Consider the following 22,656-nt stretch of genomic DNA (forward strand, 5'->3'; position numbering starts at 1 on the left):
CAAAGCAAGCGGTGGAGCGAGCCGGACGAATGTATGGATTTGGTGCGTCGACAGCGGGAGCCGGGCGCGGCGGTACTGCCGTCGTTGGCTGCTTTTTGGCTTTGAGGCCTAGTGGCAGTTCCGGGGTGGGGAATTGGATCACTTGTCCCATGGCGTCTCTCCTTTGCAGGTGGTGCAGGTGTAGGACTGCTGGCCAGCTACTTGGCGGCGTGCAACGCGGCCACAGCCTTGGCAGTTGATCATGTCGTTGTCCATTCCTCGGCTGGTGCAGGGGCGGCAGTATTTCCCAGAACCGAAGTGGACTTGTCCACATGACCAGCACGTTTGGTCTTCCGCTGGTGAGCCGAGTTCTAAGGACGGATTCCCCGGATGGTTCCTAAGGATGGTTCGGGTGACGCCTACGTCACCGGGTGGGGTGACGCCTACGTCACCGGGTGGGGTGACACGAGCGTCACCGGGTGGGGTGACGCCCACGTCACCGGGTGTCACGAGCGTCACCGGGGCAAAAAGTGCGTTATCCACAGGCTTGATGCGGTGGTTTCGGCTGCGGTCACAGCCCTCGGGGCACTCCACAAGAATCTCGTAGCGGTTAGGTCGCTTGTGGTCAGGCGTTACGCGAGTGCCACCGGCTGACGTGTAAACGATGATCTCGCCTGTAGCTCGAAGCTTCTCAATGGACCGCTGAACGGAACGATCAGAGACGTTTGCGTAGCGTGCCAACGTAGGAACGCTGGGCCATGCGCCGCCGTCACCGTCATGGTTAGCGATGCCAACCAGCACGAGCTTGTCTGTGCCGGACGCCTGGGAGTGGTGCAGGACGACGGCCAGTGACTCAACGCTCATTCGAAACCGCCTAGAGTCGTCTCCATGGAGTTTAGAGATATTGCGCCGTGGTGCGCCGTCATGGTGAGTTTTATAGCTCTGGTTATTACTGGGCGGCGTGAAGCCATGAAAGGCAGTGCGGACATACGGACAATGTTCAACGACGGAGAAGTCACGTTGGAGAACCATGGCCCACTGACAGCTATGGCTATTGGCATAAGTGTGGTGACGAGTACGGGTGCTGCACCGCTGATGCACGTAGGTGACTTGGCGGTGGGGCAAACTCGCGTGGTGCCGGTCAAGATAGACCAGCCCAAAGGGACGTTGTATTTGCAATGGTCGATTGGAGGTTCACGGAATCGTGTGAAGAAGTACCGGATTCGTGAAGGCCGCACGAGTGGTGACGGTTATCCGACCTTGCTTGAGCCCAGTCTTGCTTTATCGCCTGGACCTCGGCGGCGGTCAATACATCGCGCATACCTGAAGAATCGCGTGAAACAGTTTTTCTACTAGGATTTCGCAGCCATGAAACGCACCACGTCCACAGGCTCACTCCGCTGACCCGCCGGTGACAAGGGCGTCGATTTGTCGACACGTGTAGCGGCGGTATCCGCTGGGTAGGCGCAGCGGCTTCACTTTTCCTTGTACGGCGTATCGGTCCAGCGTCTTGGTGCTAATGCCGATACGGGCCGCAGCTTCGGCGTGAGTCAGCAACTCCTCACCTGTCAGGACTTCTCGTTTTGTCATAAACCGCAGATTATGACGTTTTGGCACAATGGTCAAATGGGGACAACTATCCATGGTTAGTTGTCGTTACTTGACATAGCATGTCTATATGTCATTTATTCCAGCAATGCCAGCATTTGAGCAGAGCACCGATTACAAAATTGGAGCGCGCATACACACTTTGATGTGGCACGCGAAGGTTACTCAGGTGGAAATGGCGCGCCGTTTACAGATCACGCAAGGGGCCATTAGCCGCAAGTTGCGAGGTGAGCGAGCCTTTAGCTCGGATGAACTCTTGGCTGTTTCCAAGATGTTCAACGTGCCTATCGGCGTGCTTTTCGGGGAAAAAGAGAAAGCCCCGGCGGATACGCCGGGGCTTTCAAGTGGGGGCCTCCATCCAGAATTGAACTGGAGACCTTCTCATTACGAGTGAGACGCTCTACCAACTGAGCTATGGAGGCCTGTGATCCTCGAACAACCCTTGTGGAGTTATTCGCCGAACACAAGAAACCACTCTAATATGCCTGCCCCCGATGCACAAAATCGGGGGCAGGCATCGGGGTCAGCAGGTGGTACCGGCGGCCGGCACCGTGTCATTGACAAAGTAGTCGTCAACCGTCTTGGTAATGCACGCGTTGGAGCGGCCGTACGCGGTGTGGCCTTCGCCCTTCCAGGTGACAAGTACGCCAGAGTCCAGTTGCTTGGCCAGTGACTGCGCCCACTGGTACGGGGTCGCCGGGTCTCCGGTGGTGCCGATGACCAGGATGGGCCCGGCTCCGGCTGCGGAAATCTCGGTGGGCTTGCCGGTGGCCGGGAACGGCCAAAACTTACAGCTCAACCCTGAGTAGGCCAGCAGCTTCCCAAACGTGGGGGAGGCCTTTTCCAAGGCTGCGGCGTCCTCGCGCATATGAGCCGTATTGGAATTCATGGCGTAGTCAAGACAGTTGATGGCGGTGAACGCCGCGGCGGTGTTGGACTGGTATTTTCCGTCGGAATCACGATCGGCGGAGAAGTCTGCCAACGCCAACATCCCGGAGGCGTCACCTTCGAACGCCAGCTTCAGTGCGCCGGCCAGAGGGGCCCACAGATCGGTGGAGTACATGGTGTAAGCCAAGGCATTGGTGAACTCTTCCCCTGTGACAACCCGCCGGGACGGGGTTTGCTGGGGTGTTTTCGTATACACGTCGTTCAGGTCGCGGATTTGGGCGAGCGCCGTGTCAACAGTGCCGGAAACCGGGCAGTCCTTAGTGCCCAGGCAGGCCGCAGCCCAGGCCCGCAAGGCATTTTCAAATCCCACGGCCTGGCCCATGGAAATCTGGTCAATGGTCAGAGTGGGATCCAACGCCCCATCCAGGGAGAACTTTCCCACCCGCCCGGGGAACAGCCCGGCATAGGTGGCCCCTAGTTTGGTGCCGTAGGAGAACCCCATGTAGTTCAGCTTGGCGTCGCCCACCACGGCCCGCAGAATATCCATGTCCCGGGCAGAGCTGACTGTGTCCACATGGGCCAGTACCGGGCCGGTGTTCTTGACGCAGAGGTCGGTTTCGGTCTTGGTGGCCGCCTCTGCCTTCTGCAATCCGGCGTCGGTGTCCATGTCAAAGGACTCCTGCCGGGACGCGTCCATTTGCGCGTCGTCCAGGCATTTGACCGGTTCCGAGCGCTGAACGCCGCGCGGGTCGAAGCCCACAATGTCGTAGGCGCTGCGGAGCTTGTCCGAGAAGTACGACTTTGCCCCGTTCTTGGCCATGTCCACCCCTGAGGCACCTGGCCCGCCGGGGTTGATGAGCATGGCGCCCAGACGCTTGCCGGAGGCAGGCAGTCGGATCACCGACAGTTTGATGGAGGTGCCTTTGGGCTTCTCGTAGTCCATGGGCACCTCCACTTCGGCGCACTGAAAGCCGCCGTTGCAGGAGGTCCAGGTGACTGCCTGCGCGTAGTAATCGTTGAGGTCAGGCGGGACCTGGCCGATGGTTGAGGCCTCCGCGCTTGACTTGACGGTGGTATCGGGGGCCGGCGCCGTCGTCGTGCAGGCGCTCAGCAACAGCGCGCCCACAGTTGCCGCGGCGGTGGCCAGGAGCAGGCGGTGACGCCGTCGAACAATTCCGGCAGGCATAAGGGATTCCTTCACAGGTTAGAGCAGGCTGACGGCCATGGCTTCAAGGGCCAGTAGCGGGGAAACATTGGTGGTGGTCAGGCGGCGGCGCACATCGTTGATGGCGTCCATGCGCCCCAGGGTGATCTCGGATCGGGAGCGGCTGGCAAACTCTCCCAGGGCATCGCGCAGGGAGTCATTGACAAGCTCTACGGTGTCCTCGGAACGTTCGACGGCGGGCGTGCCGTGTGCGGCCAGCTGGAGTACCAGCACGTCCCTGTAGAAAGAGAGAAGATCGGTCAGGGCCCGGTCCAGCTGATCGGTCACGGAGCGTTTGGAGCGCCGCTTCTGGTCTTCCTCCAGCGCCCGCACCTGCGCGCGCATGGGAGGAGGCAGGACGCCGGTTTCCGGTGCACCAAGAGACCGCAGCAGATTGGCCTTCTCCGAAATGTCGCGTTCCTCGTTGGAGGACACCGCCTCCGCCTGAGCCAGTTCCAGAAGTGAACCGGCAGCCAGGACCGCCGTGGTGACGTCGCGCAAAGTTAGCGGAAGCCTGACGATGGCCTCGCGGCGTTCCCTGGCTCCGGCGTCGGAGGCCAGGCGGCGGGCAATACCGATATGGCTTTGAGCGGCACGGGCGGCATGCAGCGCCAAGGCGGGGTCGATGCCGTCGCGCCGCACCAGCAAGGCGGCCACGTCAGCTACGGGGGGCAGCCGCAGGGTCAAGGTCCGGCAGCGCGATCTGATGGTGACCAAAACGTCGGCCGGGCTGGGGGCGCACAGGATCCAGATGGTGCGCGGCGGCGGTTCCTCGATGGCCTTGAGTAAAACGTTGGTGGTGCGCTCGGCCATGCGGTCGGCATCGCCAACGATGATCACCCTCCACCGGGAGGACGACGGGCTGTCGTGGGCCTTGCGGACAAGTTCGCGTGCCTCGTCGATGGCGATGGTCGTTTTTTCCGTCGCAATGACCGTCACATCGGCGTTGGTCCCGGCCAGCGTGGTGTGGCAGGCCTTGCAGATGCCGCAGCCGCGCTCCGCCAATTGCTCGCGTTCACAGACCAGCGCGGCGGCAAAGGCCAGGGCCGCGTTGGAGCGGCCGGAACCGGGCGGGCCGGTGATCAGCCAGGCATGCGTGGGCGTTCCGGACTGTGCGGCACGGCGCAGCTGTTCCACAACGGGGCCTTGCCCCTGCAGGTCCACCCAGACGCTCATGGGGTGCCCCGGGTGTTGGCGAGCAGCGTTTGAACGGCAGTATTGATGGCGGACGCCAGTTCCGCGATGGGCAGGCCGGCGTGCAGCACCAGATAACGTTCCGGGTGGGCGGCAGCCAGGTCCAAAAATGCATGGCGGATGTCGGCATGGAAATCATCGGGCTCCGATTCGAGCCTGTCCTCGGCGGCGGCGCCGGCAGTGCGCCGGTTGCGCCCGTCCAAGGGAGTGACGTCAAGGAGAACCGTCAAATCCGGCCACAGGTTTTCGGTGGCCCATTCGTTGATTTGCTGGACTTCCGAGGTGCCCAGCCCGCGCCCTGCGCCCTGGTAGGCGATGGAGGAGTCAATGTAGCGGTCGCTGATGACAATTTCACCCCGGGCCACCGCCGGGGCAATGACCTGGACCGTATGGGCAGCACGGGCGGCGGCAAAGATCAGGGCCTCGCAGCGGGCGTCAATCTCGCCCTGACCGTGATCCAACACCAGGGATCGTAGTTTCTCGCCCACGGGTGTGCCGCCCGGTTCCCGGGTGCGGACCACACTATGACCAGCGTCGGTGAGGGACTGGGTTAACAGGGCGGCCTGGGTGGATTTTCCGGCCCCGTCCCCGCCTTCGAAGGCGATGAACAGGCCAGGCTTGGCGGCAGAGGGAAAAGTCACGTCCCTAGCCTACCGGCCGGAGCTGACAGCTTCCCCGAGTTGTCCACAGCCCGGAGTCATGAAGTAACCCCGGTGTGGGCCCGAGCACTAGTCTTAGTAGCCATGACGTACGAACCTTCTTCCCACCCCGACCAGCTGAGCCCGGAAACCATTGTGGTGGCCGCTGGGCGCCCGGCCCGAGACCACGACGCAGCGGTCAATCCGCCCATCGTCTTGTCCTCCACCTATGTGGGTGTGGGCCAGGTCGTTGACGGGGACAGGGCCTATGGACGGTACTCGAACCCGACCTGGGACCCGTTGGAAGAAGCTTTGTCGGAGCTTGAAGGGGCCACTTTGCCGGGTCTGATCTTCAGCTCCGGCATGGCCGCGGTGTCCGCCGCGCTTTCCCTGATTCCCGTCGGCGGTGTGCTTGTCATGCCCCGGCATTCCTACCAGGGCGCGCTGGTCATGGCGCAGGAACAGGCCGCCAAGGGCTTGTTCGTGCTGCGCACAGTGGACATCGCCAACAACGACGAGGTTCTCGCCGCGCTTACCGGCTCGGGCGAGAAAGCCGCGGACATGCTGTGGTTGGAGAGCCCCACCAACCCCATGCTGGAGATCGCGGACCTTCATGTTCTGTGCCGCTCGGCCCAGGCCGTGGGCGCTGTGGTGGTCACCGACAACACCTTCTGCACGCCATTGGTGCAGAGGCCGTTGGACCTAGGTTCCGACGTCGTTCTGCACTCGGTCACCAAGTATTTGGCCGGGCACTCTGATGTCATCCTGGGGGCGTTGGTCACCTCAAACCCGCAGTTGCGCAAGGACCTCCAGCACTACCGCTCCATCCATGGGGCCATCGCCGGCCCGTTCGAGGCCTGGCTGGCCCTGCGTGGGTTGCGGACCCTTGCCTTGCGGGTGGAACGCTCGCAAGCTTCCGCGCTGGAGCTGGCCCGCCGGCTTGAACTGCACGACGGCGTTGACCGGGTCCTGTTCCCAGGCCTGGATTCCGATCCGGGCCATGAGCGGGCAAAAGCACAGATGCTCGGCTTCGGTTCCATCATCTGCATCGAGGTGGCTGGGGGCGAAGATGCGGCCGACGCCGTCGTGCAGGCGCTGCGTTTGTGGACACCGGCCACCTCGCTGGGCGGTGTGGAGTCGCTCATCGAACGACGGCGTCGCCACGCGAACGAGCCGGACACTGTTCCACTGAACTTGTTGCGTCTGAGTGTGGGCATCGAAAACCTTGCAGACCTGTGGAATGACCTGGCGCAGGCGCTGAAAAAAGCGGTGCCCGCGTCACAGTAATACGCACGTGTTGAATGTCCTGGCCACGCGCTACGCTTGAGGTGTGAGCACTCTTATAAACGCAGCATCGTTCCTGATTCTTGTGGGCCTCGGGGTGGTTGCTCTAGGCATCCAAGTGATGGCCCTCAGCGACTGCCTGCGCACGCCCACCTCGGATTTTCAGCGCGTCTATAAGAGGACCAAATTGTTCTGGGGCGCACTCACAGGTGCGTCGGCGTTCTTTGGTTTCATTTTCCTCATCGGTCCGGTGACGAGCTCGCTGGCCTACGGCATGCTCATCCCTCCGGGCATCGGCTTTAACTTGTTGCTGAACCTGGCGGCCGTCACGGCGGCCAGCGTGTACCTTGCCGATGTCCGACCGGCACTAGCAGAGGTCCGCGGACGAGGAAAAGGCAACCAAAACCGCGGCTCATCCTGGTAGCTGCCAACACCGGGCTTGCTTAGTTCGGATCCACCGCTGACCACGCCACGCTGAGCTCACCCAAACGCCAACGTGATGGTGCCCTGACCACGGGCCAGCCGGCGTCGTACATTTTTTGGCACATGAGCAACCAGCGCTGGCGGTTCCCGAAGGACGCCATGGCAGCGCCCTCAAGCCAATACTGGTCAAGCGCCTGTAAAAAGTTGTGAATTTTCTGCCCCGGCACATTGTGATGGATCAACGCCTTGGGCAGGCGTTCGGCAACGTCGCTGGGCAGCTCAAACGCACCAAACCGCATCGAGATGGTCAACGAGATTGGCCCGTTCCTCTCCAGCGCCACCCACGTACTGCGCCGGCCAATCTCATCGCAGGTGCCGTCGACAAAGATCCCGTTCGGCGAGAGCCTGGCGCACACGGTGGCCCAGATCAACGCGACATCCGCCTCGTCGTACTGGCGCAGTACGTTGAACGCCCGGACCATGGTGGGATTGCCGGGAACCGGGAGTTCGAAGCCGCCCACGGCAAAATTCAGGCCAGCGTGCTCCAATGGCTTGGCGATGCGGACCCGCTCGGGCTCGATCTCAATGCCCGTGACATGGGCGTCGGGACAGACGGCGTGGATCCGCGAATAGAGTTCCACGGCCGTCGTGGGGGAGCCGCCATAGCCAAGGTCCACCACCAGCGGGTTCCCGCCGGCGGCCTGGTCCATGCGCAGCCGCCAGGCCTCAGGGCCCGCCAGCCAGCGGTCCACCCTGCGCAACCGGTTGGGGTTGGTGGTGCCGCGGGTGACATTGCCAAACGGTTTGTTTCGCTGGCGAACACTTCGGCTTGCGGGGTCGGCGGAGGCAGCTTTCACCCTCTGCGCACGTTGAACCACGGCTTAAGCGTAAGTGCCGGTGGGCTAACCGCACCACGTTCGTGGTCGCCGTCACGCCGGGCGTTCCTTCACCGTATGCGCTGAACTCGTCAGCCAGCGGTGCGCATAGCGAAAGTGACGCCGTACGCGAACAGGCTTCCGCCACCCCAATGGCGTGCAAACGCCACTTCGGCGTAGCATTTTCGCGCCCAGCTGGCCCCGGCCGCTAGTATGAAACCATGACTTATAAGCTGATTTTGCTCCGTCACGGTCACAGTGAGTGGAACGCCAAGAACCTGTTCACCGGCTGGGTGGACGTTGACCTCAACGACCAGGGTCGCACCGAGGCTGCGCGCGGCGGTGAGCTGCTGGTTGAGAACAATATCCTCCCGGACGTGCTCTACACCTCGCGCCTGAAGCGTGCCATCAACACGGCCAACATTGCCCTTGATAAGGCAGACCGCGGCTGGATCGACGTCAAGCGCGACTGGCGCCTGAACGAACGCCACTACGGTGCGTTGCAGGGCAAGGACAAGGCACAGACCCTGGCCGAATACGGCGAAGAGCAGTTCATGGAATGGCGCCGCAGCTACGACACCCCGCCGCCGCCCCTGGATGACGACAGCGAATTCTCCCAGGCACACGATCCCCGCTACGCAGATTTGGGCGACGCCCTGCCGCGCACGGAGTGCCTGAAGGACGTGCTCGTGCGCCTGCTCCCGTACTGGGAATCGGACATCAAGGAAGACCTCAAGGCCGGCAAGACTGTCCTGGTCACCGCCCACGGCAACTCGCTGCGCGCCCTGGTCAAGCACCTTGACGGCATCTCGGACGAGGCCATCGCATCCCTGAACATCCCCACTGGAATCCCGCTGGTCTACGAACTCGACGAGAACTTCGCCCCCATCACCGCCGGCGGCACCTACCTGGACCCCGAGGCCGCAGCCGCCTCCATCCAGGCAGTCGCCAACCAGGGCAAAAAGTAACACGCACTTAAAGTACGACGCCGGCCGGTCACCTTCGGGTGGCCGGCCGGACGTGTTTGAGGTCCGGTAAATCAAAAGCGCGCCCGTTCCCCGGTTTCGCTACACGTAGACCGGTAGCGACAAGGGGGAACGGGCGCGCTGACCAAATGCGCTACTGGCGGATTAGACGGCCAGGAAGTCCTCGGGCTGCCATTCGCCGGTGACAAGGTAGGACACCTTGCGGGCCACGGAAACCCCGTGGTCGCCGAAACGCTCGAAGTAGCGGCTGGCCAGGGTGACATCCACGGTGGTTGCTGCCGTTTCTTGCCATTCCGGGGCAGCCATCGTCTGGAAAACGGTGCGGTGGAGCTTGCTGATTTGCGCCTTCGCGGCCGTGATGTCCGAAACCAGTTCCAGATCGCGGGAGTCCAGCAGCTCGGTGACCTTTTCAGAGATGAGAATGTCCAGCTGTGCCAACTCGGCAAACGTTGCCGTCAGGGATGCGGGGATCACATGGTTCGGGAAGCGCAGCCGGGTGAGCTGGGAAATGTGGCGGGCCAAATCTCCCATGCGTTCCAAGGAAGCGCTCATCCGCAAGGACCCTACGATCATGCGCAGATCGCTTGCCACCGGACCCTGCAACGCCAAAACGTCAATGGCGCGCTCGTCCAGATCGTTTTGTAGAAAGTCGATGCGGGCGTCGGCGGCGATAACTTCTTGGGCCGTTTGCAGATTTGCCGTGGCAAAAGCTTGGGTGGACTTTTCGATGGCCTCGTTCACGAGGGAGGAGATCTCAATTAGACCCTCCCCGATTTGGTGAAGTTCGGCCTGAAAAACTTTGCGCACGCGTGTTTCCTTTCATGGATTGCCCCAGTCATGGCGGGCTCGATCATCTACTAGCCTGCCAGTTGCACATGAACGCGACGGCACCACTAAGTGAACGTTAGTTGAACGGTAGGCAGCATGAGCCTGCTTTGAGGTAAACACCGCACATCTGCGCATAGTCTTGTGGGGTGAACCCTTTGCTCATTGGAGTTGCCGCAGGGCTGATTGGTTTGGCCTTGGGCGTTTTTGGCATGCTCGCCTTCAGTGCCAGTGAGCGCGCCCGGCGTCTGACCGTGGACATTCGCGAGCCTGCCCTTCCGGATGGCTCCGCCGAGGTGCTGTCGGTTGTCGGCAAGGCCTTCATTGTCATTGACATCCTCGACGGCGTGGTCCGGGCTAGTCCTGGCGCGTATGCCTTTGGCTTGGTGCGAGGTCATACCGTGGTGCACCAGGAACTGCTGGAACTGGCCCATAGGGTGCGCCGCGACGGCGTCATCGAAGAACGCGAACTGTTGCTGCCGCGTGTGGTGCTGCCGGGGAAGAGTCCCAGTACTGACCCGCAGGCGGGTGCCCCCGCACTTGGCACGGTGGCTGGCGGAACTCCATCGCAGGGCGCCTTGGTACTCCAGGTCAGGGTGGCTCCGTTGGGCGAGGAATATATCCTGCTGCTGGCCGATGACAGGACTGAGATTGCGCGGACCGAGGCCGTAAGGAACGATTTTGTGGCCAACGTTTCGCATGAGCTAAAAACTCCCGTGGGCGCCATTTCCTTGCTGGCGGAGGCGCTGGAATCGGCACCCGAGGACGAGGTTACGGTGCGCCGTTTCGCCAAACGCATGATCACCGAATCCGCCCGCCTGGCAGCCCTGGTCCAGGACATCATCGAGCTTTCCCGCCTCCAGAGTAAGGACGTGGCCCAAGCCGCCACCGAGGTGGATATGAACGCCGTCATCGCCGAGGCCGTCGACAGAACCCGGCTGCCGGCCCAAAGCAAGAACATCACGCTGGTGGTGGGCGACCACGTGCCCGCCACGGTCTACGGCGATCAGGCGCAGCTGGTGACGGCGCTGCGGAACTTGATCGACAACGCCGTCCGCTATTCCCCGGAAAACACGCAGGTCGGGATCGGGCTGGCGGTGTCCGACGGCGTCGTCTCCGTCAGTATCTCCGATCAGGGTGACGGGATGAGCCCGGAGGACCAGGACCGGGTGTTTGAGCGTTTCTACCGGGTGGATGCCGCCCGTTCACGGCACACCGGCGGCACCGGCCTGGGCCTGAGCATCGTCAAGCACATCGTGGGCAACCATGGCGGGGAGGTCTCGCTGTGGTCGGCACCCAAGACCGGTTCAACTTTCACAGTGCGGCTGCCGCAACTAACTTTTCACACGGACGACGACGACCGGAGCCTTCGCACCGTCCGTCACCCAAGCTGACCCCACGCAACACCTAAAGGAGCACAACGAGCTTGAGCAGAATTTTGATAGTTGAAGACGAAGAGTCCATCAGCGACCCCTTGTCATTCCTGCTGGCCAAGGAAGGGTACGAGGTGGAGGTTGCTGACAACGGTCTGGACGCCCTGGTGGCCTTCGAGCGCAGCGGGGCCGATCTGGTGCTGCTGGATCTGCAGTTGCCGGGCATGAGCGGTACCGAAGTCTGCAAGCAATTGCGCCTGCGCTCCAACGTGCCGGTCATCATGCTCACCGCCAAGGACTCGGAGATCGACAAGGTGGTGGGCCTGGAACTGGGTGCCGATGACTATGTCACCAAACCGTATTCATCCCGGGAATTGATCGCCCGCATCCGCGCGGTGATGCGCCGCCAGGGTGAGCCCGAGGAGCTTGTGAGTTCCACGGTTCATGCCGGCCCCGTCCGCATGGACGTGGAACGGCACGTGGTGAGCGTGCACGGCGAAGCCATCACCTTGCCGTTGAAGGAATTTGAGCTTTTGGAAATGCTGTTGCGCAACGCCGGGCGGGTTCTGACCCGGGGGCAGCTGATCGACAGGGTGTGGGGCTCGGACTATGTGGGGGACACCAAAACCCTTGACGTGCACGTCAAGCGGATTCGCAGCAAGATTGAGCCGGATCCGGCAGCGCCGAGGTTCCTGGTGACCGTGCGCGGGCTTGGCTACAAGTTCGAACCGTAAGCAGCAGGCCCACGGAACGGGTAGTAAAAGGGCGGGGCGCCCCATCTCTGAAGGAGATGGGGCGCCCCGCCCTTTTACTGTGGCCGGAGCCACGGATGCTTACGGTGTGGGGGTCGCCGAGGAGGTCGGCGTCGAGACATCGATGGGCAGAATCGACTGGGTGGGAGCCGGAGTGGGCACCAGAGTCTTGTATTCGGCCAGCGTTCCGTCCAGGACGGGGACGTTCAATGAACCGGTTTCGGTGCCGCCGCCGGACTGGCGCAGGTTAAGGGTCTCCAGTGCGCCGGGGGGTGAGGCGATGGTGCTCAGAATTGCCTTATCACCCTTGCCGTTCAGGACTACGGGGTTGCCGCCAGCCTTGACCGTAACCTCGGTCTGGGATCCCTGGGCGCCACTGATGGTCAGGGTGATGTCAGTGGTGGTGTCGTTGTAGAACGTGCCAAGCAGGCGACCGGGCGCGTCCACGCCACTGGAGATGATCAGTACATTGCGCAACTTCAGGCTGCCCATGTCGAGCTTGACGCCGTCGGAGGGGGAGACCTCCATGGTGGTGCTCTGCGGGTTGATGGCACTGCAACCGGTAAACGCCAAGGCGCCGATTCCAATAGCGGCGATCAGGCTCAAGCGCTGTACTCGTTTGGCTCCGGGGATGCCGGCAACGTTTCTCACGTCAGTAACTCCTCATGGAAATGTTCAAGATAATCTGGCACCAGCTTATCTGCAAATACGGTAAACGCATGCTTTCATCGTGGCAAGCGGTGTCAAACATCATTGATTGGGTTCCGTCACTGCACTTGCGTGCCGTTTAGTCAAGACCTGCCGTATTCACCATTTGCTGGAGCAATTGCGCGGACAGCGTATCGCCGCGGACCCCTGACCTGCGGAAACACAAGGGAGTAGCGGCGCTGACGTGGTAAACTAGAAACATTGGAAAGGGAGAATCCACATGCTTTTTGAGGTCGGCGAGACAGTAGTTTACCCACACCACGGTGCGGCAAAGATCGAAGAGATCAAGATGCGCACCATTCGGGGTGAAGAGAAAATGTATCTCAAGCTCAAGGTTGCGCAGGGTGATTTGACCATTGAAGTGCCCGCAGAGAACGTGGACCTTGTTGGGGTTCGCGACGTTGTGGGTAAGGAAGGCCTGGAGCACGTATTTGAAGTGCTTCGTGCCGAATTTACGGAGGAGCCCACCAACTGGTCTCGCCGGTACAAGGCCAATTTGGAAAAGCTGGCTTCCGGAGACGTCATCAAGGTTGCAGAAGTTGTGCGTGACTTGTGGCGTCGCGACCATGACCGTGGCTTGTCAGCAGGCGAGAAGCGGATGCTGGCCAAAGCCCGTCAAATCCTGATTTCCGAGCTTGCCTTGGCGGAAAAAACGGATGAAGACAAGGCCGCTGAAGTCCTCGACGAGGTTTTGGCTTCCTAGTCCCGGACTTGTTCGGTAGGAAAAATTTTGCTTCTAAAGAACCCTGGCATCCTCTGATGCCGGGGTTTTTTGTGCGACGGCGTTAGTGTGTAGTCATGACTGAGGTTGCAGAAGGACAATGTGCCGTCGTGATTGTCGCGGCGGGTTCGGGGCAGCGGCTGGGGCACGGCGTGCCCAAGGCTCGGGTTCCCCTAGGGGACGAACCCATGTTGGCGCACGCCGTCAGGGGTGTGGTCAAGGCCGGCATAGCCGCGCAGATTTGCATCGCCATTCCCGCAGGCGACGCCGAACTTGAGCGCATCTGCGCGCGGCTGGCCGCAGAGTCGGCGTCGGCCGGGGTGCTCAACTTCTCCGTGGTGGAAGGCGGCGCCGACCGTTCCGCGTCCGTGCGTGCCGCCCTTGAGGTACTCGGCCACGGCATCACCACGGTTTTGATTCACGATGCCGCCCGCCCACTGGCACCTGCCGGTGTTTTTGACCGTGTGACGGCGGCGCTGCGGGACGGCGCCAAGGCTGTCATCCCGGCCCTTGCTGTGGTTGACACCATCAAGACGGTTGTCCCGGCGTCGCTTCCGTCCACCGGAGCCGGCGTGGAGAAGGTGTCTGGCACTCCTGCCCGCAATCAGCTGCGTGCTGTGCAAACACCGCAGGGATTCGATGTCGCCACGCTGCGCCGCGCCCACGAATATGCGCTGACACTTGATGACGCCACGGCTGCTGCGATCACCGACGACGCCATGCTGGTTGAGGCCATCGGCGAGGACGTCTATGTGGTTCAGGGCTCCACGCACAGCCTGAAAATCACCTCACCCACCGATTTGCTGCTGGCCGAGGCCATGTTGCAGGGCCCGTTGCGCCCCCGCTGGGTTGAGGGGTAGCCCCGTGAACCACACGTGGGGGAACTTGCCGCGAACCGGCATCGGCATCGACATTCACGCCTTCGCCGCTGACGGAGATGCCGCGCCTCTCTGGCTGGCCGGCCTTCTTTGGGAGGGTGAACGCGGGCTATCCGGCCATTCCGACGGCGATGCCGTTGCCCACGCCGCCGCCGACGCCCTGTTTTCTGCGGCTGGGGTGGGGGATTTGGGTACCCACTTTGGCACCGATCGGCCGGAATACCAGGGTGCCAGCGGTGTGAGGCTTCTGTCGGAGGCCGCCCGCATTGTCCGGGCCGCAGGTTTTGAAATAGGCAACGTTGCCGTGCAATTTGTGGGCAACCGTCCCAAGTTCAGTCCGCGCCGCCAAGAAGCCGAGGCGGTCCTTAGCGCGGCGGCTGGCGCTCCAGTGTCGGTCAGCGCCACCACCTCCGATGCCCTGGGATTCCCGGGGCGCGGGGAAGGCATCACGGCCGTGGCCACGGCACTGGTCGTCCAGGTTGCGGCTCCAGCCATTGTTGAGTCCTCCGACGGCGTCAATGAGCACCCTAGCCACTGAAGGGATAATCTAGAGCCGTGACCCTGCGCTTTTATGATTCCGCCTCCGCCCATGTCCGCAACTTTGCCCCGCTCCAAGAGGGCAAGGTGTCGCTGTACTACTGCGGTGCCACGGTGCAGGGCGAGCCGCACATTGGCCACGTCCGCTCAGCACTGGCATTTGACCAGCTGACCCGCTGGCTGCAGGTCAGCGGATACGAGGTCACGGTGATCCGCAACGTCACCGACATCGACGACAAGATCCTTGTCAAGGCCGCGGAAAACGATGAGCCATGGTGGGCGTTGGCCTACCGTTTTGAGCGGGCCTTCGCGGACGCCTATGACGCCCTGGGCATCCTGAAGCCCAGCTATGAACCACGCGCCACCGGCCATATCCCGGAAATGCACGCACTTATCGCCGCCTTGATCGAGCGCGGGCACGCCTACCCGGCCCTGGATGACTCGGGCGACGTGTATTTCGATGTCCGCTCCTGGAAAAAGTATGGCTCTTTGACCCGGCAGAACATCGACGACATGCAAGGTGCCCCCGACGCCGACCCGCGGGGCAAGAAAGACCCCCGCGACTTTGCGCTGTGGAAGGGTTACAAGGAAGGCGAACCGGAAACGGCCAAGTGGGAATCCCCCTGGGGTGCCGGGCGTCCCGGCTGGCACCTTGAATGCTCGGCCATGGTCACCAAATACCTGGGCACCGAATTCGACATCCACGGCGGCGGCCTGGACCTGCGCTTCCCGCACCATGAAAACGAGATGGCCCAGTCACAGGCTGCCGGCCACGGTTTCGCCAATTTCTGGATGCACAACGGCATGGTCACCTACGAGGGCGAAAAAATGTCCAAGTCGATCGGCAACACCATCAACCCGCGCGAAATGTTGGAACTGGCCCGCCCCATCGTTGTCCGCTACTACCTGGGACAGGCCCACTACCGCTCCGTGCTGGACTACCGGCCGGGGTCGCTTGCGGAAGCGGCGTCCGCCGTCGAACGTATTGAGACGTTTATGCAAGCGGCCATGGTGCGCCTTGCACCCGGCGCCGACGGCGGTGTGGTGGGCAAGCTGCCCGAGGCATTCCGGACCGCCATGGACGATGACCTGAATATTCCTGCCGCCCTCGCCGTCCTGCACGACGCCGTGCGTGCGGGCAATACGGCGCTGGCCGCCAAGGACGACGCCGAAACCATGACTGCGCTGGAGGCTGCGGTCGGAATGACCTCGGCACTGGGCATCAACCCGTTGGATGCGGCCTGGGCTGCCCCGGCTGGCTCGGGCAAGGAGAGCGCGGCCTTGGACATGCTGGTCAAGGCCAGGCTGGCCGCCCGCACCCAGGCACGGGCCGAGAAGAACTGGGCCGAATCGGATGCCATCCGAGACAACCTGGCAGCAGCCGGCGTCGAGATCGCCGATTCCTCAGACGGCTCCACCTGGTCGTTGCGACGCTAACGATCGGCTAAGGGTTCGGTGTTTTTTGTAGGCGGCGTCAAGGAGAGCCTAAGGCCGCCCGCGGCCGTGGCTCGGGAAGCCGCCGGAAAAATGCCGACCCCTTAGCCCCTATGAACTACGTGAGACTGCGCACGTTTACCCCCGGCTCTCCCCAAATGGGTGTGCAGGCCGTAAGCTAATAGCTACGGGTGTCTACTTTCCCGTTATCTTGTGTGCCTAAAATGCGCGCACTGACACGTTAGTTTGACGACTTCGCGGCCATAGAAACTTCAGGCGCCGCACCAATCGTAAGGGTTTTACCATGGCCAATAGTTCACGCTCCGGGGCAGTACGCAAGCTCAAGAAGGGCCCCAGCGTCGGCACGGGTGGCCATGGCCGGAAGGCACTTGAGGGCAAGGGCCCCACTCCGAAGGCTTCCGAGCGGACCTACCATAAGGCGTTCAAGAATAAGGAACTGGCCGAGCGTTCGGCCGCCAAGCACGGAGATTCGCCCCGCGGCGGCGCTACGGGTCGTCCCCGCAGCGGCCCTAAGGGTCGTGCCACCGAAGAACTGGTCACCGGCCGCAACTCGGTGGTTGAGGCGTTGCGGGCTGGGATTCCCGCCAAGGTTCTCTACGTGGCCGTCCGCGTTGACATGGACGAGCGCGTCCGCGAGTCCATCAAGCTGGCCGCCGAACGCGGCATCCCCCTGCTCGAGGCGCAGAAGCCTGAGCTTGACCGCCTGACCGAGGACGCCATCCACCAGGGCCTGGTCCTGCAGATTCCCCCGTACGAATACGAGGACGCCGTTGATATGGCCTCCGAGGTCATGGCGAAGTGGAAAAAGGGCCACATCGCCAACGCCCCGCTCATCGTGGCCCTGGACGGTATCACCGACACCCGTAACCTCGGCGCCATTATCCGTAGCGTTTCCGCGTTCTCCGGCCACGCCGTGGTCATCCCCGAGCGCCGCAGCGCGGGCGTGACGGCTGCTGCCTGGAAGACCAGCGCCGGCGCAGCAGTGCGCGTGCCCGTTGCCAAGGCGCCCAACCTGAACAGGGCTATTGGCGCGTTCCAGAAGATGGGCTACTTCGTGCTGGGGCTCGACGGCGACGGCGACGTTTCGTTGCCCGATCTGGGCCTGGCTAAGGATCCAATCTGCATCGTGGTCGGCTCCGAAGGCAAGGGCCTCTCCCGTCTGGTCCGCGAAAACTGCGACCAGATCGTCTCCATCCCGATCAACTCGGCCATGGAATCCTTGAACGCATCCATGGCCGTTGGCATCAGCTTGTACGAGGTCTCCAAGCAGCGCGCCACCCAGGGCTAACCATGCCCTCCACTGTCGTAGAGTCTGCTGGCGCGCTGGGGACGGCCTTGTCGCGTCGTTTCCCTCTGGGTGTCAGCAAGTTGCCTCGTGAGCACGGGGCGGATACCGCCAATGTGGCGGTGTACGCCCCTGCCAAGGGCCATGTGGTGCTGTGTTACCAGGCACCCGGCGAACAGTGGAAGGCAATGTTGTTGCCGGATGTGACCGACGGCGTCCATCACGGCCTGGTTACCGGCATGCCGGTGGGCAGCCACTACGGTTTCTTCACCGATTTTGACTCAACGTCAACCGAGGTGCCGGTGGTGGACCCCGAATCGGTGCAGCTGCTGCTTGACCCGCACGGTCACTACATCGACGAGCGCAAATCCGACGACGGCACCGTGAAGTACACTTCCGTGCGCATGGAGTCCGGCTTTGACTGGGGCACCGTCAAACGGCCCAAGACGCCTTGGCGCAACACCGTGATCTACGAGGCCCATGTGCGCGGCCAAACCATGCTGCACCCGGAGATCCCCGCCGAAATCCGTGGCACCTACGCCGGCATGGCGCATCCGGTGATGATCAAACACCTGCTCGAGCTGGGCGTGACCGCCGTCGAGCTGTTGCCCCTTCACTTTCACATCGACGAGCCGCACCTGCACGGCACCGGGATGCGCAACTACTGGGGCTATAACACCCTGGGCTTTTTCGCTCCCCAGGTTGACTACGCCAGCGCCGAGGCGCAGGCCAGGGGGCCGCAGGCCGTGCAGGACGAGCTCAAGGGCATGATCAAGCTGCTGCACATGGCCGGGATCGAAGTGATCCTTGACGTGGTCTACAACCACACAGCAGAAGGTGGCCAGGGCGGTCCGGCGCTGAGCTGGCGCGGGCTGGCCGAGGAACAGTACTACCGCATGAGGGACGGCAACTATGTCGACACCACCGGGTGCGGCAACACGCTGAACTTTGGCAATCCCCACGTCATCAAGATGGCCATGGACTCGCTGCGGTACTGGGTGGAGGAATTCCACATCGACGGATTCCGCTTTGACCTGGCCGTTTCCTTGGCCCGCAACGGCGTCCACGAATTCAACCGCGAGCACCCGTTCCTGCTCGCAGCCTCAACCGACGGCCTGCTGGCCTCCACCAAGCTCATTTCAGAGCCATGGGATGTGGGCTACGGCGGCTGGCAGACAGGGAACTTTCCCACCGGCTGGTCAGACTGGAACGACTCGTTCAGGGACCAGGTTCGCGGGGTGTGGCTCAGCGACAGGGCAGCACAATTTGAGGGCCACCACCACGACAGCCTAGGCAAGTTGGGGGACGCACTGGGCGGTTCGGCGGGCCTGTTCGTCGAGTCCGGGCGCAGCCCCATGGCCTCGGTGAACCTGATCACCGCCCACGACGGCTTCACTCTGGCCGACCTCACGGCGTACAACTGCAAGCACAACGAGGACAATCAAGAAGGCAATCGCGACGGGCACAGCGACAACCGCAGCTGGAACCACGGTGTGGAGGGTATCAGCGAGGATCCCGAAGTTGTGGCCCAGCGTGCCCGCACGGCCCGGAATCTGATGGCCACCATGCTCCTTGCTCTGGGCGTGCCGATGATTACAGCCGGCGACGAACTTGGCCGGAGCCAGGGCGGCAATAACAACGCTTACTGTCAGGACAATGAGATCGCCTGGCTTGACTGGAGCCTGGACGAGGAAGCCCGCACCATGCTTGCGGCCACCCAACGTCTGCTGCAAATCCGCAAGGACTTCCTCGCTGAGCAGCCCAGCAGCTACCCAACCCGTGGGGGCGAGTCCTTCATCCACTGGTTTGGTGCCGACGGGCTCCCCATGACGGACGAACGTTGGGGCAATCCGCACGAACGCGTCCTGACGATGCTCATCGGATCCCCCAACGGGCAAGTAGATGGCCTGGCGGTCTTCAACACCGGCATCACGGACGAATCCGTGGTCCTCCCGGCGAACCCCCGTTTCGCCCACGACTCCGCCGAGGAGCCCCGCCCCTACATGCTGCGCATGACCACCGGGACGCCATCACTGCACGACGACGGCGGCCCCACTTTCAGGCTGCCCCGTTCCACCCCGCTCATCCCGGCCGGGGGCACGGTCCCCGTGGAGGCTAACACCGTCCAGATCTACCGCAACGACCTCACCGCGCGATAACTGGCCGGTGCGGAGCGGGCATTTCCTCGCCCGCTATCCGACTGACGGCCGCGGGCGGCCTTACAGTCTCCTTTACGCGGGCTCCGGAAACACCGGCTCCGCACCGGTGCCGACGCCGGGGCAGGCCGCCGGCCAACGTTACGCCGTGGCGATGAGGCCCAGTTCGGCGGGGTTGGCCAGGGCGGCGTGCTGGGGCAGGACTTGCACGCCGTAGCCAAAGCTGCCGGAGCGGTCGATGAGAAGATCGGCGGTGAACTGGTAGCGTCCGCCGCCTAAATCGGTGGCGGCTTCCAGCGGCAGTGTGCGGGTGTCGGAGAGTTCGTCAGTTTCGGCAACTGTGCCGTAGCGGACCAGGACGTTCACATCAGCCGGTGACAGACCGGCCAGGTGCACGTTGGCCCGTACTTGCAGGCTTTGGCCGATCTGCGGTTCGTCGGAAAGCCCGTGGGATTCCACATGCTCAATGTGCACCCCGGCCCAGGAAGATCGAACGGCGCCGACCCATGCAGCCAGGTCCTTGGTTCCGGCGAAGTCGTGTGCACGTGCCGCGCGGCCAGCGACGGCTGCCGGCTGGTAGAGGCGCTGGACGTATTCCTTGACCATGCGTTCGGCGGAAACGGCCGGGCCCAGGTGGGCCAGGGTGTGCTTGATCATGGAAATCCAGTGCGATGGCAAGCCGGCGCCGTTGGGCTGGGAGGGGCCGGCCGCCCCGGCGGAGGAGGAGACCACGTCGCCGTAGAAGCGGGGGGCGACCTGGTTTTCCAGCAGCTCGTACAGGGCAGCAGACTCGATGTCGTCGCGTTCCTCATCGCTGGTGCCTTCATTGGCGGTGGGGATGGCCCAGCCATTTTCGCCGTCGTACAGTTCATCCCACCAGCCGTCCATGACGGAGAGGTTCAGGGAACCGTTGATGGCTGCCTTCATTCCGGAGGTCCCGCAGGCTTCCAGCGGGCGCAGCGGGTTGTTGAGCCAGACATCGCAGCCCGGGAACAAGGTGCGCGCCATGGCGATGTCGTAGTTGGGCAAGAACACGATCCGGTGGCGGACCTCGGGATCATCGGTGAACTGGACCAGGTCCTGGATCATCTTCTTGCCGGCGTCGTCGGCCGGGTGCGACTTTCCGGCGATGACCAGCTGGATCGGGTGGTCCGGGTGCAGCAGCAGGGCCTTCAACCGTGCCGGGTCGCGCAGCATCAACGTCAGCCGCTTGTAGGTGGGGACGCGGCGGGCGAAACCTATGGTCAGCACGTCCGGGTCAAGCGCCGCATCCGTCCAGGCTAGTTGGGCGTCGGATGCCCCCCGCTTCTTCCATGAGGCGCGCAGACGACGCCGGGCATCCTCCACGAGGGCAGAGCGTAGACGACGGCGCAGACCCCACACGTCCGCGTCGCTTACGTCATAAACCTTGGACCAGTCCGGGCCGTCGAGGACATCGGCGCCAAACCGCTCCCGAGCCAGCTCGGCCAGGGCAGGATCCACCCAGGTGGGTACGTGGACCCCGTTCGTGACGGAGGTGATGGGGACATCGTCGTGGTCAAAGCCGGGCCACAGACCGGAGAACATTTCGCGGGACACCACCCCGTGCAGCTTCGCCACACCGTTGGCGCGCTGGGCCAGGCGAAGACCCATGACCGCCATGTTGAACACGGCGCGGTCGCCGCCGTCGTAATCTTCTGCCCCTAGGGCAAGAATCCGTTCCACCGGGACGCCAGGGGCAAGGTCGCCGGCGAAGAAGTGCTCGATCATGCCGCGCGGGAACCTGTCGATGCCGGCCGGGACGGGCGTGTGGGTGGTGAACACCGTGGACGCGCGTCCGGCGGCCAGTGCCTCCTCGAAGGACAGCGGGTGCTCGGTGACGGAGGGGTCCATGAGTTCGCGGATGCGCTCAATTCCCAGGAACCCGGCATGGCCTTCATTGGTGTGGAACACTTCCGGGGCGGGTGTGCCGGTGAGGCGGGCGTAGATGCGCAGGGCCTTCACCCCGCCCATGCCCAGGAGCAGTTCCTGCGCCAAACGGTGGTCACCGCCACCGCCGTATAGCCTGTCGGTGACACCGCGGGCGGCGTCGTCGTTCTCGGCCACATTCGAATCCAGCAGCAACAGCGGCACCCGGCCCACGTCGGCACGCCAAATATGGGCGCGCAGCACCCGGCCCTCAGGTAGCGGCAGGATGACGATGGCGGCCGTGCCGTCGTCCTCGCGCAGCAGCGTCAAGGGCAGGGCGTCGGGGTCAAGCAGCGGGTAGGTTTCCTGCTGCCAGGCGTCCTTGGACAGCGACTGCTTGAAATAGCCTGCCTGGTAGAGAAGTCCGACGCCGATCAGCGGCACCCCCAGGTCGGAGGCGGACTTGAGGTGGTCGCCTGCAAGGATGCCCAGCCCGCCCGAGTATTGGGGGAGCACCTCGGTGATGCCGAATTCTGGGGAGAAGTACGCGATCCCTTCCGGCGCCTGCGCGCCCAGGGACTGGTACCACCGTGGTTCGGTGAGGTACTGGGTGAGGCTGTGATCGGCGTCGTTCACCCGGGCCACCACCGCCGGGTCCTCGGCCAGGGCAAGAAGCTGCTCTCGGGAGATCGCGGCGAGCATGGCCAGGGGGTCGTGACGGGCCTCGGCCCACAGCTCGGGGTCAAGGGACTCGAAGAGTTGGCGGGTTGGCACATGCCAGGACCAACGCAGGTTGGTGGCCAGGCGGGGGAGAGCGCCGATCTGCTCGGGGACAACTGTGCGGACTGTGAATCTACGAATTGCCTTCATGCCGGTCACCCTAGCCTATGAATGTTTCCGTTAGGCAGGGTTCGCTTCACATTCAGACCTCCGGGGCGTAACGACCAGTGCCGGGAGGACGAAATCTTGTCCGGGCCATAACGAATCGCTCAATATTGCC

At 63.0% G+C, this 22,656-nt stretch carries 22 protein-coding genes and 1 tRNA gene; 13 read left to right on the top strand and 10 right to left on the bottom strand.

Going from position 1 to position 22,656, the window contains the following annotated elements; all coding sequences use genetic code 11:
- Positions 1-138 precede the first annotated feature (138 nt).
- A complete protein-coding gene (locus tag CXQ94_RS22490; RefSeq protein WP_181034091.1) occupies positions 139-843 on the bottom strand; it encodes a helix-turn-helix domain-containing protein in 705 nt (234 codons plus the stop codon).
- Between the two features lie 24 nt (positions 844-867).
- Between CXQ94_RS22490 and CXQ94_RS22495 the strand changes: the two genes are divergently transcribed.
- Positions 868-1,335: a hypothetical protein gene (locus CXQ94_RS22495; protein ID WP_181034092.1), complete on the top strand. Its 468-nt coding sequence runs from the start codon at positions 868-870 to the stop codon at positions 1,333-1,335.
- A 36-nt stretch (positions 1,336-1,371) separates the two neighbouring features.
- On the opposite strand, the gene CXQ94_RS06035 is transcribed toward CXQ94_RS22495, so the two are convergent.
- The gene (locus CXQ94_RS06035; protein ID WP_181034093.1) at positions 1,372-1,569 is read right to left on the bottom strand and encodes a MerR family DNA-binding transcriptional regulator; all 198 of its coding nucleotides are present in this window, start codon (positions 1,567-1,569) and stop codon (positions 1,372-1,374) included.
- Positions 1,570-1,732: 163 nt separating this feature from the next.
- Between CXQ94_RS06035 and CXQ94_RS23295 the strand changes: the two genes are divergently transcribed.
- Complete coding sequence (locus CXQ94_RS23295) at positions 1,733-1,981, top strand: helix-turn-helix domain-containing protein (protein WP_368665578.1); 249 nt, start codon at positions 1,733-1,735, stop codon at positions 1,979-1,981.
- Here CXQ94_RS23295 and CXQ94_RS06045 read toward each other — a convergent pair.
- The 4 genes from CXQ94_RS06045 to tmk all read right to left on the bottom strand — a co-directional run bounded on the left by CXQ94_RS06045 (position 1,937) and on the right by tmk (position 5,514).
- Positions 1,937-2,009: transfer RNA gene (locus CXQ94_RS06045), tRNA-Thr, on the bottom strand. The two genes, CXQ94_RS23295 and CXQ94_RS06045, sit on opposite strands and share 45 nt — an antisense overlap.
- Positions 2,010-2,110: 101 nt before the next feature.
- Positions 2,111-3,661 (bottom strand): alpha/beta hydrolase, encoded by a 1,551-nt coding sequence (locus tag CXQ94_RS06050; protein WP_104087282.1) that lies wholly within the window; start codon positions 3,659-3,661, stop codon positions 2,111-2,113.
- Between the two features lie 18 nt (positions 3,662-3,679).
- A complete protein-coding gene (locus CXQ94_RS06055; protein ID WP_104087283.1) occupies positions 3,680-4,855 on the bottom strand; it encodes a DNA polymerase III subunit delta' in 1,176 nt (391 codons plus the stop codon).
- Complete coding sequence (tmk, locus tag CXQ94_RS06060) at positions 4,852-5,514, bottom strand: dTMP kinase (protein WP_104087284.1); 663 nt, start codon at positions 5,512-5,514, stop codon at positions 4,852-4,854. The genes CXQ94_RS06055 and tmk overlap by 4 nt, the downstream gene beginning before the upstream one ends.
- 102 nt (positions 5,515-5,616) lie before the next feature.
- Here tmk and CXQ94_RS06065 point away from each other — a divergent pair, with 102 nt between their 5' ends.
- The gene (locus CXQ94_RS06065; protein ID WP_104087285.1) at positions 5,617-6,798 is read left to right on the top strand and encodes a PLP-dependent aspartate aminotransferase family protein; all 1,182 of its coding nucleotides are present in this window, start codon (positions 5,617-5,619) and stop codon (positions 6,796-6,798) included.
- Between the two features lie 43 nt (positions 6,799-6,841).
- Complete coding sequence (locus tag CXQ94_RS06070; RefSeq protein ID WP_104087286.1) at positions 6,842-7,219, top strand: DUF2516 family protein; 378 nt, start codon at positions 6,842-6,844, stop codon at positions 7,217-7,219.
- A gap of 19 nt (positions 7,220-7,238) precedes the next feature.
- Here CXQ94_RS06070 and CXQ94_RS06075 read toward each other — a convergent pair whose 3' ends face one another.
- Positions 7,239-8,075: a class I SAM-dependent methyltransferase gene (locus CXQ94_RS06075; RefSeq protein WP_104087287.1), complete on the bottom strand. Its 837-nt coding sequence runs from the start codon at positions 8,073-8,075 to the stop codon at positions 7,239-7,241.
- A 239-nt stretch (positions 8,076-8,314) separates the two neighbouring features.
- Here CXQ94_RS06075 and CXQ94_RS06080 point away from each other — a divergent pair, with 239 nt between their 5' ends.
- Positions 8,315-9,061: a phosphoglyceromutase gene (locus CXQ94_RS06080; protein ID WP_104087288.1), complete on the top strand. Its 747-nt coding sequence runs from the start codon at positions 8,315-8,317 to the stop codon at positions 9,059-9,061.
- A gap of 162 nt (positions 9,062-9,223) precedes the next feature.
- On the opposite strand, the gene phoU is transcribed toward CXQ94_RS06080, so the two are convergent.
- Positions 9,224-9,886, bottom strand: a complete 663-nt coding sequence (gene phoU / locus CXQ94_RS06085; RefSeq protein WP_104087289.1) for a phosphate signaling complex protein PhoU — start codon at positions 9,884-9,886, stop codon at positions 9,224-9,226.
- 176 nt (positions 9,887-10,062) lie between these two features.
- On the opposite strand from phoU, the gene CXQ94_RS06090 reads away from it, so the two are divergent.
- Both CXQ94_RS06090 and CXQ94_RS06095 read left to right on the top strand, forming a co-directional pair.
- Positions 10,063-11,298: a cell wall metabolism sensor histidine kinase WalK gene (locus CXQ94_RS06090; RefSeq protein WP_104087364.1), complete on the top strand. Its 1,236-nt coding sequence runs from the start codon at positions 10,063-10,065 to the stop codon at positions 11,296-11,298.
- 32 nt (positions 11,299-11,330) lie between these two features.
- Entirely contained in the window at positions 11,331-12,011 is a 681-nt protein-coding gene (locus CXQ94_RS06095; RefSeq protein ID WP_104087290.1) for a response regulator transcription factor, read from the top strand.
- Between the two features lie 99 nt (positions 12,012-12,110).
- Here CXQ94_RS06095 and CXQ94_RS06100 read toward each other — a convergent pair whose 3' ends face one another.
- Entirely contained in the window at positions 12,111-12,680 is a 570-nt protein-coding gene (locus tag CXQ94_RS06100; RefSeq protein WP_258066780.1) for a hypothetical protein, read from the bottom strand.
- Between the two features lie 277 nt (positions 12,681-12,957).
- Between CXQ94_RS06100 and CXQ94_RS06105 the strand changes: the two genes are divergently transcribed.
- From CXQ94_RS06105 to glgX, 6 genes are all read left to right on the top strand, one after another.
- The gene (locus CXQ94_RS06105) at positions 12,958-13,440 is read left to right on the top strand and encodes a CarD family transcriptional regulator (protein ID WP_054009598.1); all 483 of its coding nucleotides are present in this window, start codon (positions 12,958-12,960) and stop codon (positions 13,438-13,440) included.
- Positions 13,441-13,535: 95 nt separating this feature from the next.
- Positions 13,536-14,318, top strand: coding sequence for a 2-C-methyl-D-erythritol 4-phosphate cytidylyltransferase (gene ispD, locus CXQ94_RS06110; protein WP_104087291.1), 783 nt, complete (start codon positions 13,536-13,538; stop codon positions 14,316-14,318).
- A 4-nt stretch (positions 14,319-14,322) separates the two neighbouring features.
- Complete coding sequence (gene ispF, locus CXQ94_RS06115) at positions 14,323-14,874, top strand: 2-C-methyl-D-erythritol 2,4-cyclodiphosphate synthase (RefSeq protein ID WP_104087292.1); 552 nt, start codon at positions 14,323-14,325, stop codon at positions 14,872-14,874.
- 17 nt (positions 14,875-14,891) lie between these two features.
- Positions 14,892-16,310, top strand: coding sequence for a cysteine--tRNA ligase (gene cysS / locus CXQ94_RS06120; protein ID WP_104087293.1), 1,419 nt, complete (start codon positions 14,892-14,894; stop codon positions 16,308-16,310).
- A 301-nt stretch (positions 16,311-16,611) separates the two neighbouring features.
- Positions 16,612-17,616, top strand: a complete 1,005-nt coding sequence (rlmB, locus tag CXQ94_RS06125; RefSeq protein ID WP_104087294.1) for a 23S rRNA (guanosine(2251)-2'-O)-methyltransferase RlmB — start codon at positions 16,612-16,614, stop codon at positions 17,614-17,616.
- Positions 17,617-17,618: 2 nt separating this feature from the next.
- Complete coding sequence (glgX, locus tag CXQ94_RS06130; protein ID WP_104087295.1) at positions 17,619-19,772, top strand: glycogen debranching protein GlgX; 2,154 nt, start codon at positions 17,619-17,621, stop codon at positions 19,770-19,772.
- A gap of 138 nt (positions 19,773-19,910) precedes the next feature.
- On the opposite strand, the gene glgP is transcribed toward glgX, so the two are convergent.
- On the bottom strand, positions 19,911-22,526 hold the full coding sequence (gene glgP / locus CXQ94_RS06135) for an alpha-glucan family phosphorylase (protein ID WP_181034094.1): 2,616 nt from the start codon (positions 22,524-22,526) through the stop codon (positions 19,911-19,913).
- Positions 22,527-22,656: the final 130 nt, after the last annotated feature.

It is taken from the genome of Arthrobacter sp. GMC3 (genome assembly GCF_002929305.1).
GTDB lineage: Bacteria > Actinomycetota > Actinomycetes > Actinomycetales > Micrococcaceae > Specibacter.

Bases quoted from the DNA above. Each gene is read 5' to 3' on its own strand.
- CXQ94_RS06050 (WP_104087282.1), bottom strand. From the start codon at position 3,661: ATGCCTGCCGGAATTGTTCGACGGCGTCACCGCCTGCTCCTGGCCACC.
- CXQ94_RS22495 (WP_181034092.1), top strand. From the start codon at position 868: ATGGAGTTTAGAGATATTGCGCCGTGGTGCGCCGTCATGGTGAGTTTT.
- glgP (WP_181034094.1), bottom strand. From the start codon at position 22,526: ATGAAGGCAATTCGTAGATTCACAGTCCGCACAGTTGTCCCCGAGCAG.
- CXQ94_RS06105 (WP_054009598.1), top strand. From the start codon at position 12,958: ATGCTTTTTGAGGTCGGCGAGACAGTAGTTTACCCACACCACGGTGCG.
- CXQ94_RS22490 (WP_181034091.1), bottom strand. From the start codon at position 843: ATGAGCGTTGAGTCACTGGCCGTCGTCCTGCACCACTCCCAGGCGTCC.
- CXQ94_RS23295 (WP_368665578.1), top strand. From the start codon at position 1,733: ATGTGGCACGCGAAGGTTACTCAGGTGGAAATGGCGCGCCGTTTACAG.
- CXQ94_RS06055 (WP_104087283.1), bottom strand. From the start codon at position 4,855: ATGAGCGTCTGGGTGGACCTGCAGGGGCAAGGCCCCGTTGTGGAACAG.
- CXQ94_RS06065 (WP_104087285.1), top strand. From the start codon at position 5,617: ATGACGTACGAACCTTCTTCCCACCCCGACCAGCTGAGCCCGGAAACC.
- ispD (WP_104087291.1), top strand. From the start codon at position 13,536: ATGACTGAGGTTGCAGAAGGACAATGTGCCGTCGTGATTGTCGCGGCG.
- rlmB (WP_104087294.1), top strand. From the start codon at position 16,612: ATGGCCAATAGTTCACGCTCCGGGGCAGTACGCAAGCTCAAGAAGGGC.
- CXQ94_RS06080 (WP_104087288.1), top strand. From the start codon at position 8,315: ATGACTTATAAGCTGATTTTGCTCCGTCACGGTCACAGTGAGTGGAAC.
- CXQ94_RS06035 (WP_181034093.1), bottom strand. From the start codon at position 1,569: ATGACAAAACGAGAAGTCCTGACAGGTGAGGAGTTGCTGACTCACGCC.
- glgX (WP_104087295.1), top strand. From the start codon at position 17,619: ATGCCCTCCACTGTCGTAGAGTCTGCTGGCGCGCTGGGGACGGCCTTG.